Origin of the sequence: Achromobacter sp. GbtcB20, assembly GCF_019091095.1 — a bacterium.
In the GTDB taxonomy this organism is placed as follows: Bacteria; Pseudomonadota; Gammaproteobacteria; order Burkholderiales; family Burkholderiaceae_B; genus Achromobacter; species Achromobacter mucicolens.
The window spans coordinates 47,948-62,635 of record NZ_JAGXJZ010000022.1 but is presented as its reverse complement, the minus strand read 5'-3'; the positions used below and the strand labels follow the sequence as shown (position 1 = coordinate 62,635).

General features: G+C 58.4%; 15 protein-coding genes and 1 pseudogene. 10 read left to right on the top strand and 6 right to left on the bottom strand.

Features of this window, described 5'->3' with window-relative positions; translation table 11 throughout:
- The first annotated feature begins 201 nt into the window (after nucleotides 1-201).
- The 8 genes from KVT32_RS23135 (at nucleotide 202) to KVT32_RS23100 (ending at nucleotide 8,607) form a co-directional block, all read left to right on the top strand.
- Entirely contained in the window at nucleotides 202-1,425 is a 1,224-nt protein-coding gene (locus KVT32_RS23135) for an ABC transporter substrate-binding protein (RefSeq protein WP_227741411.1), read from the top strand.
- A gap of 136 nt (nucleotides 1,426-1,561) precedes the next feature.
- Nucleotides 1,562-2,431, top strand: a complete 870-nt coding sequence (locus tag KVT32_RS23130) for a branched-chain amino acid ABC transporter permease (protein WP_152385676.1) — start codon at nucleotides 1,562-1,564, stop codon at nucleotides 2,429-2,431.
- A 1-nt stretch (nucleotide 2,432) separates the two neighbouring features.
- Nucleotides 2,433-4,214 (top strand): branched-chain amino acid ABC transporter ATP-binding protein/permease, encoded by a 1,782-nt coding sequence (locus KVT32_RS23125; protein ID WP_152385675.1) that lies wholly within the window; start codon nucleotides 2,433-2,435, stop codon nucleotides 4,212-4,214.
- Nucleotides 4,207-4,911, top strand: a complete 705-nt coding sequence (locus KVT32_RS23120; RefSeq protein WP_371825610.1) for an ABC transporter ATP-binding protein — start codon at nucleotides 4,207-4,209, stop codon at nucleotides 4,909-4,911. The genes KVT32_RS23125 and KVT32_RS23120 overlap by 8 nt, the downstream gene beginning before the upstream one ends.
- 42 nt (nucleotides 4,912-4,953) lie before the next feature.
- Nucleotides 4,954-5,718 carry an SDR family NAD(P)-dependent oxidoreductase gene (locus KVT32_RS23115; RefSeq protein WP_152385673.1) on the top strand — a complete coding sequence of 255 codons (765 nt, stop codon included), beginning with the start codon at nucleotides 4,954-4,956 and terminating at the stop codon, nucleotides 5,716-5,718.
- A gap of 122 nt (nucleotides 5,719-5,840) precedes the next feature.
- Nucleotides 5,841-6,296, top strand: coding sequence for a 2,4'-dihydroxyacetophenone dioxygenase family protein (locus tag KVT32_RS23110; RefSeq protein ID WP_254636998.1), 456 nt, complete (start codon nucleotides 5,841-5,843; stop codon nucleotides 6,294-6,296).
- Between the two features lie 85 nt (nucleotides 6,297-6,381).
- Complete coding sequence (locus KVT32_RS23105; protein WP_152385672.1) at nucleotides 6,382-7,401, top strand: alcohol dehydrogenase catalytic domain-containing protein; 1,020 nt, start codon at nucleotides 6,382-6,384, stop codon at nucleotides 7,399-7,401.
- A 159-nt stretch (nucleotides 7,402-7,560) separates the two neighbouring features.
- Complete coding sequence (locus KVT32_RS23100) at nucleotides 7,561-8,607, top strand: LacI family DNA-binding transcriptional regulator (RefSeq protein WP_193725388.1); 1,047 nt, start codon at nucleotides 7,561-7,563, stop codon at nucleotides 8,605-8,607.
- A 90-nt stretch (nucleotides 8,608-8,697) separates the two neighbouring features.
- Here KVT32_RS23100 and KVT32_RS23095 read toward each other — a convergent pair whose 3' ends face one another.
- On the bottom strand, nucleotides 8,698-9,663 hold the full coding sequence (locus KVT32_RS23095) for a tripartite tricarboxylate transporter substrate-binding protein (RefSeq protein ID WP_256450094.1): 966 nt from the start codon (nucleotides 9,661-9,663) through the stop codon (nucleotides 8,698-8,700).
- A 95-nt stretch (nucleotides 9,664-9,758) separates the two neighbouring features.
- Nucleotides 9,759-10,076 carry a thiamine pyrophosphate-dependent enzyme gene (locus tag KVT32_RS23090; RefSeq protein WP_227741410.1) on the bottom strand — a complete coding sequence of 106 codons (318 nt, stop codon included), beginning with the start codon at nucleotides 10,074-10,076 and terminating at the stop codon, nucleotides 9,759-9,761.
- A 10-nt stretch (nucleotides 10,077-10,086) separates the two neighbouring features.
- Here KVT32_RS23090 and KVT32_RS23085 point away from each other — a divergent pair.
- Nucleotides 10,087-10,242: pseudogene (locus KVT32_RS23085) on the top strand (zinc ribbon domain-containing protein); the annotation flags it as partial.
- Nucleotides 10,243-10,500: 258 nt separating this feature from the next.
- On the opposite strand, the gene KVT32_RS23080 reads toward KVT32_RS23085, so the two are convergent.
- Nucleotides 10,501-10,668, bottom strand: coding sequence for a hypothetical protein (locus KVT32_RS23080; protein ID WP_193725387.1), 168 nt, complete (start codon nucleotides 10,666-10,668; stop codon nucleotides 10,501-10,503).
- A 746-nt stretch (nucleotides 10,669-11,414) separates the two neighbouring features.
- Here KVT32_RS23080 and KVT32_RS23075 point away from each other — a divergent pair.
- Complete coding sequence (locus KVT32_RS23075) at nucleotides 11,415-11,879, top strand: NIF family HAD-type phosphatase (protein WP_152385667.1); 465 nt, start codon at nucleotides 11,415-11,417, stop codon at nucleotides 11,877-11,879.
- Between the two features lie 614 nt (nucleotides 11,880-12,493).
- Here the strand turns inward: KVT32_RS23075 and KVT32_RS23070 are convergent.
- The 3 genes from KVT32_RS23070 to KVT32_RS23060 form a co-directional block, all read right to left on the bottom strand.
- The gene (locus tag KVT32_RS23070) at nucleotides 12,494-13,048 is read right to left on the bottom strand and encodes a 3'-5' exonuclease (protein WP_152385666.1); all 555 of its coding nucleotides are present in this window, start codon (nucleotides 13,046-13,048) and stop codon (nucleotides 12,494-12,496) included.
- 75 nt (nucleotides 13,049-13,123) lie between these two features.
- Nucleotides 13,124-13,618, bottom strand: a complete 495-nt coding sequence (locus KVT32_RS23065; protein ID WP_227741435.1) for a Mov34/MPN/PAD-1 family protein — start codon at nucleotides 13,616-13,618, stop codon at nucleotides 13,124-13,126.
- Between the two features lie 26 nt (nucleotides 13,619-13,644).
- Nucleotides 13,645-14,583 carry a ThiF family adenylyltransferase gene (locus KVT32_RS23060; protein ID WP_152385789.1) on the bottom strand — a complete coding sequence of 313 codons (939 nt, stop codon included), beginning with the start codon at nucleotides 14,581-14,583 and terminating at the stop codon, nucleotides 13,645-13,647.
- Between the last annotated feature and the right edge of the window lie 105 nt (nucleotides 14,584-14,688).

Below are 14,688 nucleotides of genomic sequence, written 5' to 3'. Positions count from 1 at the left end.
ACTTCTCCGCGTTATGGACGGCGACGACTACAGGGTCTGACATCCAACGAAGCCGCCGCTCCCGGCAACCCTTTCCAAAAACTGAAGTACATCCGAAACAAAGGGAAAACCCTAATATCTAATCGTTTAGATAAGGTGGCACGATACGGTCAGAGACAAAAGTACCGCTGATGTTCCGACAAATTCCAAAAGGAGACAACCGTGAGCCGAAGTGTCAAAAATTGCATATTCCCCTCGTTGCCCTTCGGGCGCCTCATCCTTGCCGTCGGCGTTGTCTGTGCAAGCAGCGCTGCATACGCGGCTGACGTCAAGATCGGGGCGATCTTTCCGCTGAGCGGCAACTTTGCCACCTTTGGTTCACAGTGTTTCAAAGGCGTGGAACTCGCTGTCGAGGAAGCCAATGCCAATGGCGGCATCAAGGGCGACAAGATTGCGCTGATCAAGGCCGATGCCGCAGACACCAGCCAAGCCGTCAGCGAGACGCGCCGTCTGATCTCGCGCGAGGGCGTCAAGGCAATCATTGGCACCTATGCGTCGGGTCTCTCGTACGCGGCCACACCTGTTGCAGAGCTTGCCGGAGTCCCTTATTTCGAAGTGACGGGAACGGCAGACAACATCACGGAAAGAAACTTCAAGTACCTGTTCCGCGCCAGTGCCCCCGCCCGGGCGTTCGGAGAGTCCTCGATGCGTGCCCTGAACGAACTCGTGCTGCCAAACAAGAAGCTCGATCCGAAGCAGGTTCGCGTAGCCATCATCCACGAGGACAGCCTCTACGGCGCATCGGTCGCGAAAAAGCAGACTGAAATCGCGCAGGCCAGCGGCCTGAGCATCGTGGAGAATATCCCGTACTCGGCCAAGACCGTCGATCTTTCATCCGCCGTGATGCGGATGAAGCAGTCCAACGTCGACGTAGTCATGCACACGGGGTACCAGAACGATACGATCCTGCTTCACCGCCAGATGGAAGAGGCCGGCTTCAAACCGACGGTACTAGTCGGCGGTGGAGGCGGCTATTCTCTGCACGAGACGCGCAAGGCGATCGGAGACAAGCTCGACGGCACGATCACGACCGACTTCGCTCTGGTCGACATCAACCCGGAAGGGGCAAAGGGACTGACCGAGTTCGTCGAGAGCTACAAGAAGAAATACAACGAGGCTCCCACCTCGTACAGCGTGCTTGCCTATGCCGGTGCGAAGTCCTTTATCGGAGCGCTGAATGCCGCAAAGTCGTTCGACAAGGACGATATTCGGGATGCCGTCATGAAGCTCGACGAGCCCGCCGGCAGCCAGGCGACGGGATATGGCGCCAAGTATGACGAAAAAGGCCAGAACACCCGCACCACCATGATCATCATGCAGTGGCAGAACGCCGAACTCAAGGCGGTTTACCCGGAATCACTCGCCGTTTCAAAGGCTCAGTTCTAACAGCCATGCCAGTGAAGCAGCGGGCAGCCAGGCACGGCTGTTGGCTGCGCCTCTGTGGTTCTTCGAGCCCGGCAGTTCACCCGGGCTGAGCTTGCGACGGGTCGCTAACCGAACACGAATCCGAAAAGGAAAGAGCGTGGACGTTCTCATACAGCTAATTGTGAACGGGCTGATGCTGGCGGGTCTGTATATCGGACTCTCTATCGGCCTGACACTGATCTTCGGCGTCATCAAGGTGGTCAATTTCGCGCATGGCGAATTTCTGATGATTGGCCTGTACACCACCTATCTGCTGACGACGTATACCGGCCTGTCTGCCTATAGCGCATTGATTCCGGTGATCCTGCTGCTGTTCGTGCTTGGGTTCATCATGCAGAAGACGGTGATTCAGCCCTTGCTGAACGCACCGCCGCACATGCAGATCTTTGCCACGGTCGGGGTCTCGACCTTCCTGATGAATCTGGCGCTGGTCGTGTTCGGCGCAGATGTGCATCGCACTGCAGGTGCCGGCGACCTGACCCCAGTGTCGGTCATGGGCATCAGCATCGTGCCGAGCCAGTTGCTCACGCTGTGCGTATCGATTGTCGTGGCCATACTGCTGCAGCTCTTTCTGTCGAGGACGTTCACGGGCATGTCGATCAAGGCGGTATCCCAGAACCGAAACTCGGCTGCACTGATGGGCGTGAACGTGAACAGGGTCTATGCCATCACATTCGGCCTGGGCTGCGCCTGCGTGGGTCTCGTATCGGTTCTGATCGCCAGGCAGTACCCGGTATTTCCCACCGTTGGCACCTATTTCGTGCTGGTCGCCTTCGTCATCGTCGTGCTCGGCGGCCTGGGGAACGTGACGGGGGCTGTTCTGGCGTCTTTCATCATCGGCATCGTCGACAGCCTGGCCGGCTACTACGTCTCGTTGGCGCTCAAGGAAGTCGTCTATTTCTCGCTCTTCATCCTGATACTCATCGTCAGGCCCATGGGGCTGGTCGGCAAGGAAAGTGGGGCATAGCATGCAGAATACCTTCCAGAACAACAAGCTCAAGATCATCCTGGCCGCAGCCCTGCTGCTGTACGTGCTGCCCTTCATCGTCGACTCCAACTACATCTATCACATCGCGGTCCTGCTGTGCATCTTCGGCGGCCTTGCCACCGCCTGGAATATCGTGGGGGGCTATGCGGGCCAGATCTCGCTGGGTCACGCAGTGTTCTACGGCATCGGCAGCTACAGCTCGGTCATCCTGCTGAGCAAGTATGGCTGGAGCCCGTGGATCGGCATGGTGATCGGCATGGTGATCTCGGGCGTCGTCGCTGTCATGGTCAGCTGGCCGACCTTCCGCCTGAAGGGCCCGTTCTTCTCGCTGGTGACTATCGCCATCCTAGAGGTCGTGCGCCTGCTGGCCATTCATGACCAGGAGCTGACGGGGGGCTCGTCCGGCCTGACCGTACCCCTGAACATCGGCTTCGAATGGATGATCTTTCGCGAGATCGAGCAATCCTATTTGATGGCTTCGGCCTTCCTGTTCGTCAGCCTGTTCGTAGCCTGGCTGATTCGCAAACGCAAGATGGGCTTCTACCTGATGGCCATCCGGGAGCGCGAGGATGCTGCGCGCGCCATTGGCGTCAACACCGTCGGCACACGAATCTGGGCCATGGTGATCTCCGCCGTTCTCACCAGCATGATCGGCTCGTACTATGCGATGTACCTGTCCTTCATCGACCCGGACGCCACGTTCTCGCTGGGCGTGTCGATTCAGATCGCCATGTTCGCGCTCATCGGTGGACTGGGCACCGTTTTCGGGCCCTTGCTCGGGGCCATCGTGGTGCTGCCGATTGCCGAGCTCGTCCGTGGCTGGCTGAGCGCCTATGCGAACGGCGTCCATGGCGCGGTATATGGCCTGGTCCTCGTGCTGGCCGTGCTCTGGTTCCCCCGTGGCCTGATCGGCAGCCTCAAGTTCTTCTCGCCGTACGTGCGTTCCGGGGCCGAGCTGGCCCAGGAGGTCAATCTCGACAGCCAGGCCTCCACCGCCGGCAGGGACGCAGTCGTGCCGGGCAATCAGCCCATTCTCAAGGCAGAGGGGCTTGTCAAACGCTTTGGCGGGCTGCTGGCGACCAACAACGTCTCGCTGGAGCTCCGAACGGGAGAAATCCTCGGCCTGATCGGACCCAATGGCGCGGGCAAGACCACCATCTTCAACCTGCTGTCGGGCTTTCTGCGGCCCAACAGCGGCAAGGTCTCCTTGATGACCCAGGGAGGCACCTGGGAAGACATCACGACGCCTACGCAATGCGCCAGGCTGGGCATCGGGCGCACGTTCCAGATCGCGCAACCGTTTTCCGGGCTGTCGGTACTGGAGAACATCATGCTCGGCGCCTTCCTACACACGGACGACATCAGGGAAGCCCAGCAGATCGCGCTGAAGGTGGCGCACGAAACCGGCATGGTCCTGTACCTGGACAAGGCGGCGAGCGAACTCACGGTAGGCGCGATGAAACGCCTGGAGGTCGCCCGCGCACTGGCCACCAGGCCCCGCGTCCTGCTGCTCGACGAGGTGATGGCCGGACTCAGCCCCACGGATATCGATCAGGCGATTGCACTGATCAAGAACGTGCGTCAGTCGGGGGTGTCGGTCCTTCTCATCGAGCACCAGATGCGAGCCACCATGGCGCTGTGCGACCGGATCATCGTGGTCGATGCCGGCTCCATTCTTGTCGAAGGCACGCCCGACGAGGTGGTCAACAACGAGCGGGTCATCGAAGCTTACCTGGGATCGGGGTACAAAAATGCTGCTTAATGTCGAGAAGCTGGTCGTGTCCTACGGAGCGGTCGAGGTCGTGCGCGGCGTGGACTTCTCTGTGAACGAAGGAGAAGTGGTGACGGTGCTGGGCGCCAATGGCGCCGGCAAGACCACCATTCTGAAGGCCGTGTGCGGATTGCTTCCCGCAAAGGGCGGGCAGGTCATTTATCTGGGCGAGCCCATTTCGAATCTGCCGCCACACGAAATCGTGAACAAGGGCATTGCGATGGTGCCCGAGGGCCGGCAGCTCTTTCCGCATCTGTCCGTCAAGCACAACCTGATGCTGGGGGCATACCGGGATGGCGCGCGTCAACAGTGGCGCGAGCAGTATGAGGAAATACTCGATATGTTCCCGCGACTGCGCGAGCGGCTGACGCAGCATGCAGGCTCGCTTTCGGGAGGCGAGCAGCAGATGGTGGCCATTGGCCGCGGGCTCATGTCGCGCCCCAGGCTGCTCATTTTCGATGAGCCGTCACTCGGCTTGTCACCCTTGCTTGTCGAGCAGATGTTCCAGGTTATCCAGGACGTCGCCAGGCGAGGGGTCACGGTGATCATCGTCGAACAGAACGTATTTCATACCCTGCAGATCGCGGACCGCGGCTACATCCTCGAGAACGGCAAGGTCGCCTTGTCCGGCACCGGCAAAGCGCTTCTCGTGGATCCCAAGGTCAAGAAGGCCTACCTTGGGCATTGAGCTCACTCAGCAAAACTATTGAAGTCGAACAACGGAGTAAACATGGATTTCACGGGACGCAATGTTCTTGTCACGGGCGGTGCGAACGGGATTGGGCTCGCCATGACGCGGGCCTTTCTCGAGAAGGGCGCCAGGGTTGCAATGGTCGACTGCAACAGGGAGAAGGGCGAGCAATCGGAACGGATGCTGCGCGAGACGTATCAGGATATCCATTTCATCTATGCGGATGTCGGCAGCTACGACTCCTGCGTACAGGCACTAGCCGCCGCTGAGAACCTGATCGGCGACATCGATACGCTCGTCAACAACGCGGGGGTTTCTCCCAAGCGCGACGGCAAGGGCCTGCCGATCGACGAGTTGAGTGTGGAGGAGTGGACACGCGTCTGCGACGTCAACCTCCATGGCGCCTTCTACTTTTCCAAGCTGGTCTCGGCAAAGATGAAAAAGAACCGGTTCGGCCGGATCGTCTCCGTATCCTCGGTGGCGGGCAAGACCTTCCTGGGGCTCTGCGCCGTTCATTACGCGACCACCAAGGCGGGCATCATCGGCCTGACGAAGCATCTGGCGGGAGAACTGGGGCCGTATGGTATCAACGTCAATGCGGTCGCGCCAGGCCGTATCGACACGGACATGGTGGCCATGGCCGGGCCTGCGGCCAACCAGGTCTTTGTCGAGCAGACGCCGCTCAAGCGGCTCGGCACCACGCAGGAGGTTGCCGACCTCTGCCTGTACCTGGCATCGGAAAAAGAGGCAGGTTTCGTGACTGGACAGGTGGTGGACGTGTCCGGCGGATGGTTGATGACGTAGGTCTAGTTCTAAAAAAGGAGAAGGACATGAGCAATATGGCAAAACTGAACAGAAACAACGGAAATCCCGAACCTGCGGCATATCAGCACGCGCAGGCCTATGGCATCAGCGAAGGACATGTGATGCCGAACGTACTGACGAACTTCGATGATGACGAGCGTCTGTGGGTGCCCCAGGCCGACGACGTATGGTTCAAGCCGATTCTGCTGCATGCGACACAGGGCTACTTCATCAACCTGCTTCGTGTGCGCAAGTCGGGCGTACTGTCCGTCCATCATCACACGGGGCCCGTGCATGCCTTCCCGCAAAAGGGTCGCTGGTACTACCTCGAGCACGACTGGGTGGCAGAAGCCGGCGGCTATGCATTCGAGCCTCCCGGTGAAATCCACACGCTTTTCGTGCCGTCGGATGTCGAGGAGATGATCACGTTGTTTCACGCCACGGGCGGCTACATCTACCTGGACTCCGAAGGGCAGGCCATCGGATACGAGGATGTGTTCACCAAGATCGAGAAGTGCCGCGAGCACTATGAAAAGATCGGCCTGGGCTCGGATTACGTCAAGCAGTTCGTTCGCTGACGCATCCGCATGCGGGATGTCCCGTCCCGGGCTGGCGACGCAGGACGCGCCGCCTGACACACGTTGAATATAGGTGATTCAAATCATGCAGAAAGCCTTTGTCACACAGGGTCCCAAGAGCCTGAACCTCGCTCAGGTCATAGCTCCCGAGCCGTGTGAAGGAGAAGTCGCGCTTGACGTCAGAGCCGTTGGGATCTGTGGGTCGGATCACCATATCTACCTGGGGCATCATCCCTATGCGACCTTCCCCGTCATCCAGGGCCATGAGTTCTGTGCCGTCGTGCGCCGGTATGGACCCGGGTGCGAACAGAAAGTGCCTGTGGGCGAAAGGGTGGTCGTCGAACCCCTGATTCGGTGCGGTCGGTGCTATCCCTGCTCCATCGGTCGATACAACTGCTGTGAAAACCTGCAGATCGTGGGATTGCATGTGCCCGGCGCGTTCCAGGAGAGCCTGGTCGTGCCGGAGCAACTGATCCATCCCATCGGTGACCTGCCGGCGCACATCGCCACCTTCGCCGAGCCGCTGTCGATTGCCGTGCAGGCGGTAAAGCGTGGCCGAGTCGTGGCTGGCGACAAGGTCCTGATCCTCGGCGCGGGCCCCATCGGCCTTGCACTGGTACTCGCATGCAAGAGCGTGGGAGCCTCAGTGGCCATTGCCGACCTGGTAGACACGCGCCTCGAGAAAGCCAGAATGCTTGGCGCAGACCGTACCCATCGATCGGACCGGGACGATCCGCAGACGCTGCGGACATGGTCGGATGGCGGGATGACGGCCGTGATTGATGCCGTGGCGGTGGCGCCTGCCATCCAGATGGGGATCGATCTAATCCGGTCTGCCGGCCGCTTCGTGCTCGTGGGAATCAACGGCCAGCAGCTGCCGATACCCATCAGCACCATCGTCGCCAAGGAGATCGATGTCATCGGCTCGAGAAACAGCGTCCGTGTCTTTCCCGAGGCCATTGCCTTGCTGCAGGCCAACGTAGAAAAGGTCAGCAGGCTCATCCACCGTTCCAGCGGCATCGAGACTCTGCCCGAGATGATGGACTATTCCATCGAGTATCCTCACCTGGTGGAGAAAGTGGTGGTCACGATGGAAGACGCATGAGCTCGGGTGGCAGCGGGCAGGGCATGTCCCAGGCTGAATGCACCGTGTGATCACACGTTTTTTCGAACACAATGTGATGGTGAAAGCCGCTCTCCTGCGGCTTTCACTACGTTAACGGTACATCCCGCAGATTCATGGTCTGTCTTTTATATGTCTCACATGATTGCAGAACAAGACGAGAGGTCAGCCACTCGCATCAGAAAGCCGACGCTGAAGGACGTGGCGAGAATTGCCGGTGTATCGGTCTGGACGGCCTCGACGGCCTTTTCGCATCCGGAAAAGCTCAAGAAGGAAACGCTGGAAAAAATACTGTCGACTGCCGGGGCACTGCACTACATCAGGAACGGGGCCGCGGCTTCCCTCGTCTCGAAAAGGACCCGGACCATAGCGGTCACGGTTCCGACCATCAACAACCCGCTGTATTCAGATGTGCTGGCCTGCATTCAGAAAGTGCTTGTCGAACAGGATTACCTTATGTTCATTGGCTCGCACGAGTTCGAGTACGAGCGTGAGTTCGAGGTCGTCCGTTCCCTTGTGGAAAGAGGCGTGGACGGATTCATCATCCTCGGGTCTTCCCACGAGCCGCGTACCTATGACCTGCTGAGGTCTCGCAACGTGCCCTATGTGCTCGCCCTGTCCTTTGATGCAAGCGGCGAACATCACACCGTCGGCATCTCGAACTTCGACGCAAGCTACCGCATGGCCGACATGGTGGCCGGCATGGGGCATCGACGAGTCGCGCTGTGCGGCGGCTTTCATCAGAACAACGAGCGTGCCAGGGAGCGTGAGGAGGGAGCCGTCGCAGCGCTTGTCAAGTACGGCGTTAAAGTGCCGAAGCGGTGGCGGTTCCAGAGAGAGCTGACAATGGATGCAGGCCGAGAGGTCTTTCGAAAGATCTGGGCAGGAAAGACCCGGCCCACTGCCTTGATATGCAGCACCGATGTGCAAGCGCTGGGAGCGCTGGACGAGGCCAGGAAACATGGCGTAGCAGTGCCGCAGGATATATCGGTCACGGGCTTCGACGACATCGAGTTCGCCTCGATCAGTTCTCCGCCTCTGACCACGATTCAGACGCCTGTGGCTGTGATTGCCAGGCGGTCCACGTCGTACCTGCTGGATCTCATCGGCAGCAAGGAACAGATGCGCGCCGAACTGCTGGATACCTCGGTCGTGGTCAGGGAGAGTCTGGCGCCGCCTGCAACCTGATCGTGTTCGAATCCTCGGGAACGAAGGCAGGCGATGATGGCATGAATGGCCTGCCCCCGTTGTACGGCTACGCTCTTTCCTGCATGGCCTTCACTGTTCCAGCCTGATGTACAGGCTTTTGATGAGCGGCCCCCATTTTTGTCGCTCATCTGCCAGGAACTTGGCAGAGGCTTCGCCGGTGGCCTCCGGCGGCAAGAAAATGCCGCCCTTGGCTTCAAGCGTCTTCTGGTTTTCAGGGTCCACCATCGCACTGCCCACGGCAGCGCGAAGCGTCTGGACGGCATCCGCCGGGGTACCCGGGGGCGCGAAGATCCCTTGCCATGCCGTAACCGTCCCAAATTCTGGATAGCCGCTTTCTATCACGGTCGGCACGTCCGGCAAGCTTGCCAGTCGCTGCTCACTGGCCACCGCCAGAGCCTTGACCTTGCCTCCCTGGATCAGCGGCAGGGCGGTCAGCGCCGGCATGCTTCCCCCATAAGGCACGTGCAGCAACTTGACGCCCGTCTTGGTATTGAACAGTTCGCCGGCCAGATGGGTGGAACTGCCGAGTGCAGCAGACGCGAAGTTGAGCTTGCCGGGCTGTTGCCTGGCGTAGTCGACGAACTCGGAAACCGCATTGGCCGGCACCGTCTGGCTGGCCACCATCACCAGCGGAAACTGGTTGACCATGGCGACGGGCACGAGCGCTGATGGATCGTAAGACAAGGTCTCGTACAGGAAGGGGTTCATACGGGACCACGATGGTGATGGGTCAGCCATGGGCGGAATGAGTTCCCGGCAGAGGATGAAGGGCGCCGTGAGATTCACCCGGTGCACCCGTTTCCACTGCTCGGTACTCATCTCCGGCAGGGATATCGGTCCGCCGTTGCCCTTGGGCGAGATTCCGGCGCAATTCACGAGTACGTCGCAGGCGCCTTGTTCCTGCCCCAGGCACCAACGGGCAGCCTGTACGAGGTCGATCTCGTTTGCCACGTCCACCATTCTGCCCCGTACCTGCCCCGGGTAGCCGCTCAGCGACTGCGCCGCTTGCTCGACATCCTGGCTGATGTCGACCAGATAGACCCGCTAGCCTTCCCTGGCAAAGCAGGCGGCAGCGGCGTGGCCGATGCCGCCCGCGCCGCCGGTGATCAGGACCGAGCGTGTGTTGTCCTTCATTGGGCCACCTCGACTTGCGGGTGTGACGTTGCTGAAGCCGCCGGAGCCGCATCGAAGGAGGCGATGAGGGCTCTGAAGGACAGCTCGGACGAGATGTGCGCGTCTATGACGGACGGGACATCCGCGAGAAGCGCCTCGCGAAGCGCTGCAGCAAGCTCCTCGGGCGTCTCGACTCTGACGCCGTGGCAACCCATGGCGCGTCCTATCGCCGGATGGTCGAAATCGTGGAACTGCGCAGTAAAAGGCCCGCGGATGTGGGTCGACCAGCCCAGCATCTGGTTGTTGAAAATCAGCGTGATTCGAGTTGTGGGCAACTGCCACAACTCGAGGCCGAGAGGTATCGCAGGTTTTGGAATAAGGGAGTGGCAATGCGATGCATGCGGTCCTGTCCATGACAGAGACGGGAATGCGGCGCTTAACATTCTCGCGGCCAGGCGTGGCCTTCTCGCAGGAGAAACCCTACGCTGTGGTGGCTTATGAAGCCACGTCCACGCAAGCAGCAGCCATAAGCTGAGGTCGGGGAGGACGCCAACTATTTGGCTTTCGCGGCCTACGGACGGATCTTCCAGCTCATCTGTTGAGATTCCTGAGACTCTAGGAATCGACTTCAAGACGTGGCGGCCCCGGTATTAGGAGGTAGGAGATGCTGGACGCCGCCGCTCTTACAAGCGCGAAGACCCAGGGTCAGCGTCGCCACTAGGCGGCAGAAGGATGCTGGTGGCGAACTGTCCCCAGAAATTAACCCGAGTGCGGGCGCTTGCCGGGATTTTTCTCGTGGTGGGTATGCGCGCCACGCTCCTGGCTCACACGTTGGCCACGGCCTTGTGTGGTAAAGGTCATGCCCTTGGGAGCGATGGGAGGGGGAGTACGCTTGCGGTCGGCTTCAGTAACGATTTTGTTGCCCATGGAAATCTCCCTAGTTTGGTTAAGCTAGCTATTGTTTGACATTCGCTCGGTTTATTCTTGGCAGCAGAAAACAAGCAAAGGATATGCCCAGCATGCCTTAATTTGCATAGGCATTGCTGAACGGTAAGATCATCGCGGATAACCTGTCGAAATTGCGAAGCCTGTACGATTGCAGGCCACATCATTGATTGGTCCGAATCGAGTACGGTCTACCGCTTGCGGTTTGATTGTGAGACGACACTGCCCGCTAGGGTTTTCGTAACACCACTGGACCGACTGCTCTCAAGTGCACGAGACGCTTTTTGCTCCATTGCAGAACTCGTCTGCGCTGGACGGCCAGATTGCCGCAAGGCGGATCCAGCGAGCGATTTCTGAACCGTGCTTGCCGAACCGCTGGAAAGTGTCTTTCCGGCCGTCGACGCCACACGGGTGGAGGTTTGTTTCGAGTTAAATGCCATGCTCAACGCTCCTTAGGTGGAAAGAACCGAACAAGTACAGCCACTGGACTACACCCCAAACTGGCACTGTAATTATATACAGCAACAGGATCCACACTCGGACACTGGGGCAATTGCAGTCTATCTAAGTGGTGAAAGTGCCACAACGAGGCTGGAAATCGACCGGTTGGCTGCGGCAATCCGCCACGACACTTTGCAAACGAACGGGCTAAAAGTGGGAGAATTCCATGAACAGGCGCCACACGCGTATTCGCGCCTAGTCGCTCGGACCGGGATCGGAGACATATCATGGCCATACAGCAAAACGAATCTAAGGCCCGTCCTACCGTTCTCGCTCTGGACCTGGAAGGCACCCTCATCTCAAACGCGGCTAGCCAGATCCCTCGGCCAGGATTTTTTTTGTTTCTCGAATGGTGCAGGCATGCTTTTCCGCGCATCGTTATGTTCACAACCGTCGATGAACCGCGATTCCGCAAGATTGCGGCTCTGCTCGTGGAAGAGGGGCTGGCTCCCCAATGGTTTAGCCAGCTCGAGTACGTATCTTGGACCGGCGGGGTAAAGGACTTGGCCTTTATCGCACACGCTCACATCGAAGACGTTTTGCTAGTGGACGACCATGTTGGGTACGTTCATCCGGACCAGATGCAGCAATGGGTGGAGGTGGAGTGTTTTTCCTACCCCTACAGCGATCAGGACGCGGGCTTGGAGCACGTCCGTGATCGTCTGACTGCGCGGTTGCGCGGTAGAACCTAGATGGCGGTTTGCTTCATCCCGCTAGACAGAGCAGTGGCACCTGCTCACCACCGGTGAACACGCTCACTGAACAACCACAGCCAGCGCGCCGCCGGCAGACTCCAACATCCGCGGCAGGCGCGTGGCCATATAAGAGGCATAAATGCGCCTCCATTTTTGACGTAATCGGCCCAAAAGCCCCCATTACGACGAGCACAAATCCTGCGAAATGGTAGGTGACGGCTACGCGTGACAATCAGCCCGCCAGGCCATTCCGAGCCTGGCAGGCTGCCCATCAGGCCATTGCCCCGGACGCTTTTGTCGAATGTAGATGTGGCCCGACGATCAGGATGGCGCGACCGGATCAACGCCCCACAGCGAAGCGGCGCCGTGCTGGTCGTGGCATAGTAAATGAGCACCACCGTGTCGGCATGGTTTGGGTCCATGCCGGCCCCGTGGATGGGCTGCCGGTTTCAGGATGCTGGAAGGGTGTGGAGATTGACGTCGTGCAATCATCAGGCGTAACGTAAATCGATGACCCTCGAAGCCCAGTTTTTCGCCTAAGAGGAACTCAGTGTCTGCAAACTCAGCGGGTTGTTTAACACATGGACGTTCCTAACCATAATTCCTATAATTCATTGCGCTGGCTTCAACCTTCGAGTGAGTGCAAACAATTCGGCTTGGTAGATGGCATCCTGGAGTGCGTCGTGATTTCCCCTTTTTTTAGGTAGAAGTCGATTTTGCATCATGCTGGACCGCGTGTCTCTCCAAGAACAGCCCGTCACCCCCATAAAATAAGCCTTAATGTCCAGAGCGGAAAATCCAAACGGGTTCTTCCCATGAAAACGGTGAAAGTAATAGTTGACGAACGACCAATCGAAGGGAGCGTTCAACCCCACGAACACCGGGATCTGATGGTCGGCACAAATCACTTCATTGATCCACGCATCAAACTCAGCCATCGCCTGACGAGGCGCCTTTCCCGTCTGTTCGAGTTCCAAAAGGGAGAAGTTCGTGACTGCCAGTGCTTCCGGATCTGCATTCCGATTCAAGGGCTTTAATCTACACTCGAAATTACTTTCAGGAGCTTCGACAAGGCAAGCTCCAATGGAGAGCATGCTGTACTCACCCGGAATTGGACCTGAGGTTTCAACATCTACCGATACAAAAACTTCGGTCCGGGTTTCCATCTGGATTTCCTCCATCGGCAGGCGGGCTATCTTTCAAAGAGGGCGAACGGTGAGCCATCGAGCGTCCGACTGTCTTTATCGTAGAGATTGGCGTCCGGATTCTAATATCGGCAGCGAGCCGCTGCACTCCATCCAACGAAGCCAGGCACCGCATTTTTCAGCAGACCAGACCGTCATCTCGGGGGAGGCGCCGCGGTTTCCAATGATGACACTCAGATATTGAGCTCGGTCCTGGCCAAACGCATTTAGGTAGTCTTCCGTAGATTTTTGGTCTAGTCCTGAGGGGCTGGGATATTGTTCGGGATGAGTGTGCCACAAACCGACAGCGTGCCGGTTATTCTCATATTGCGTTTCACGCGCACGCGTCGCTGCATGCACATCCGGATTGTACGAGCGCCGAGACCGTCGGTCATTTGGATGAGGGCCGGTCACCGTATCGACCAAAAGCCTAGGCGAGTAAGGGGAAGGCGAGAATATCTCACCCCCAGCCTCAGTTTGGCGCCATGTCCGTTGTGCATGCGCGTACATATGCCGAAGTACGCTTTCAGTGAACAAAACGTAGCGGCTCATATCTGGCGAAAAGTAGGTCCGACAATTCATCGGAACGGCCGTTCCTTTACTACAGCATAGTGCCTTTCTGCATCAACCGCCCAGCCTCGAAGCGTCAGATTTGGCCATTGGCGGTCCAAGAACTGTTGCCCTCGAACCCAACTTATAACTTTGGAGAGATCGAGTCCGCCGTCCACCACTTTGAGCGCATTTTCCGCGACCAATGCGACTGCGTAAGCCGCATTTGCGGAGGTATAAGCCTGAAAGCGACTGCTGCACCCAGGGACTTGCCGAATAACCGCCTCTGGCCAATCCACCGCCTCGAGTGACTTGAGCGGGTCATGGTTGAGAGCCTCGTCGGAAAACCACAATGTTTCTGTCGTCAACAAGCAGGCGTGTGCTGCCGCGACGAACGGTTCCATCCATCCGACAATTAGCGCGCATGGATGTGCTCGTCGAGCTTCATTTAGGCACCAACGCACTTCTGGCTCGCCAGTCAAATCCAATACTGCGTGAATCCCGTCGAGCGAGTTCTCTAATAGCCATCTTTCAGCAGTACATATATAAGGTTTGACGATACATGAGGGATGGCTTTTGTTCACGGCTTCCGCAACCGCCGCAACTTTTGGGTGGTTGACATAGTGCATGCCAAGCAAATGCCGCCCTATGTTGTTCGCCTCCATTTGATCCGGATCCACAATCGTGATGTGCCCCACACCCGCTTTCGCCAGTTCCTCGATCACTTGGCTGCCAAGGGCTCCCGCTCCGAATACAACAACACGCTTTCTTTGCCTAGTCGCGACCTCAGGCGACTGATCTCGCCCCACAGTCCACTGAGGATCTACGCGTTCTACCCTCAAGGCTTGAATACCTGAACGCGCGTGGCTCCGCCGTCCGCGGTATGGGCTTAGGGCAGGATTCACCGTCGGTGGACCGCCAGGTAGAACAAACGCGTATGCGCCATCGGTAGTCCGGAAGAGAACCATCCGATGCTCGGTGAAACGCCTTCGGCGAAGACTTCGGTGAAGGAAGCGCTGAAGTTCAGGCGTGTTCAGCCGAGCTTTCAAGAGTCGCAGCAACGCGTCCATATT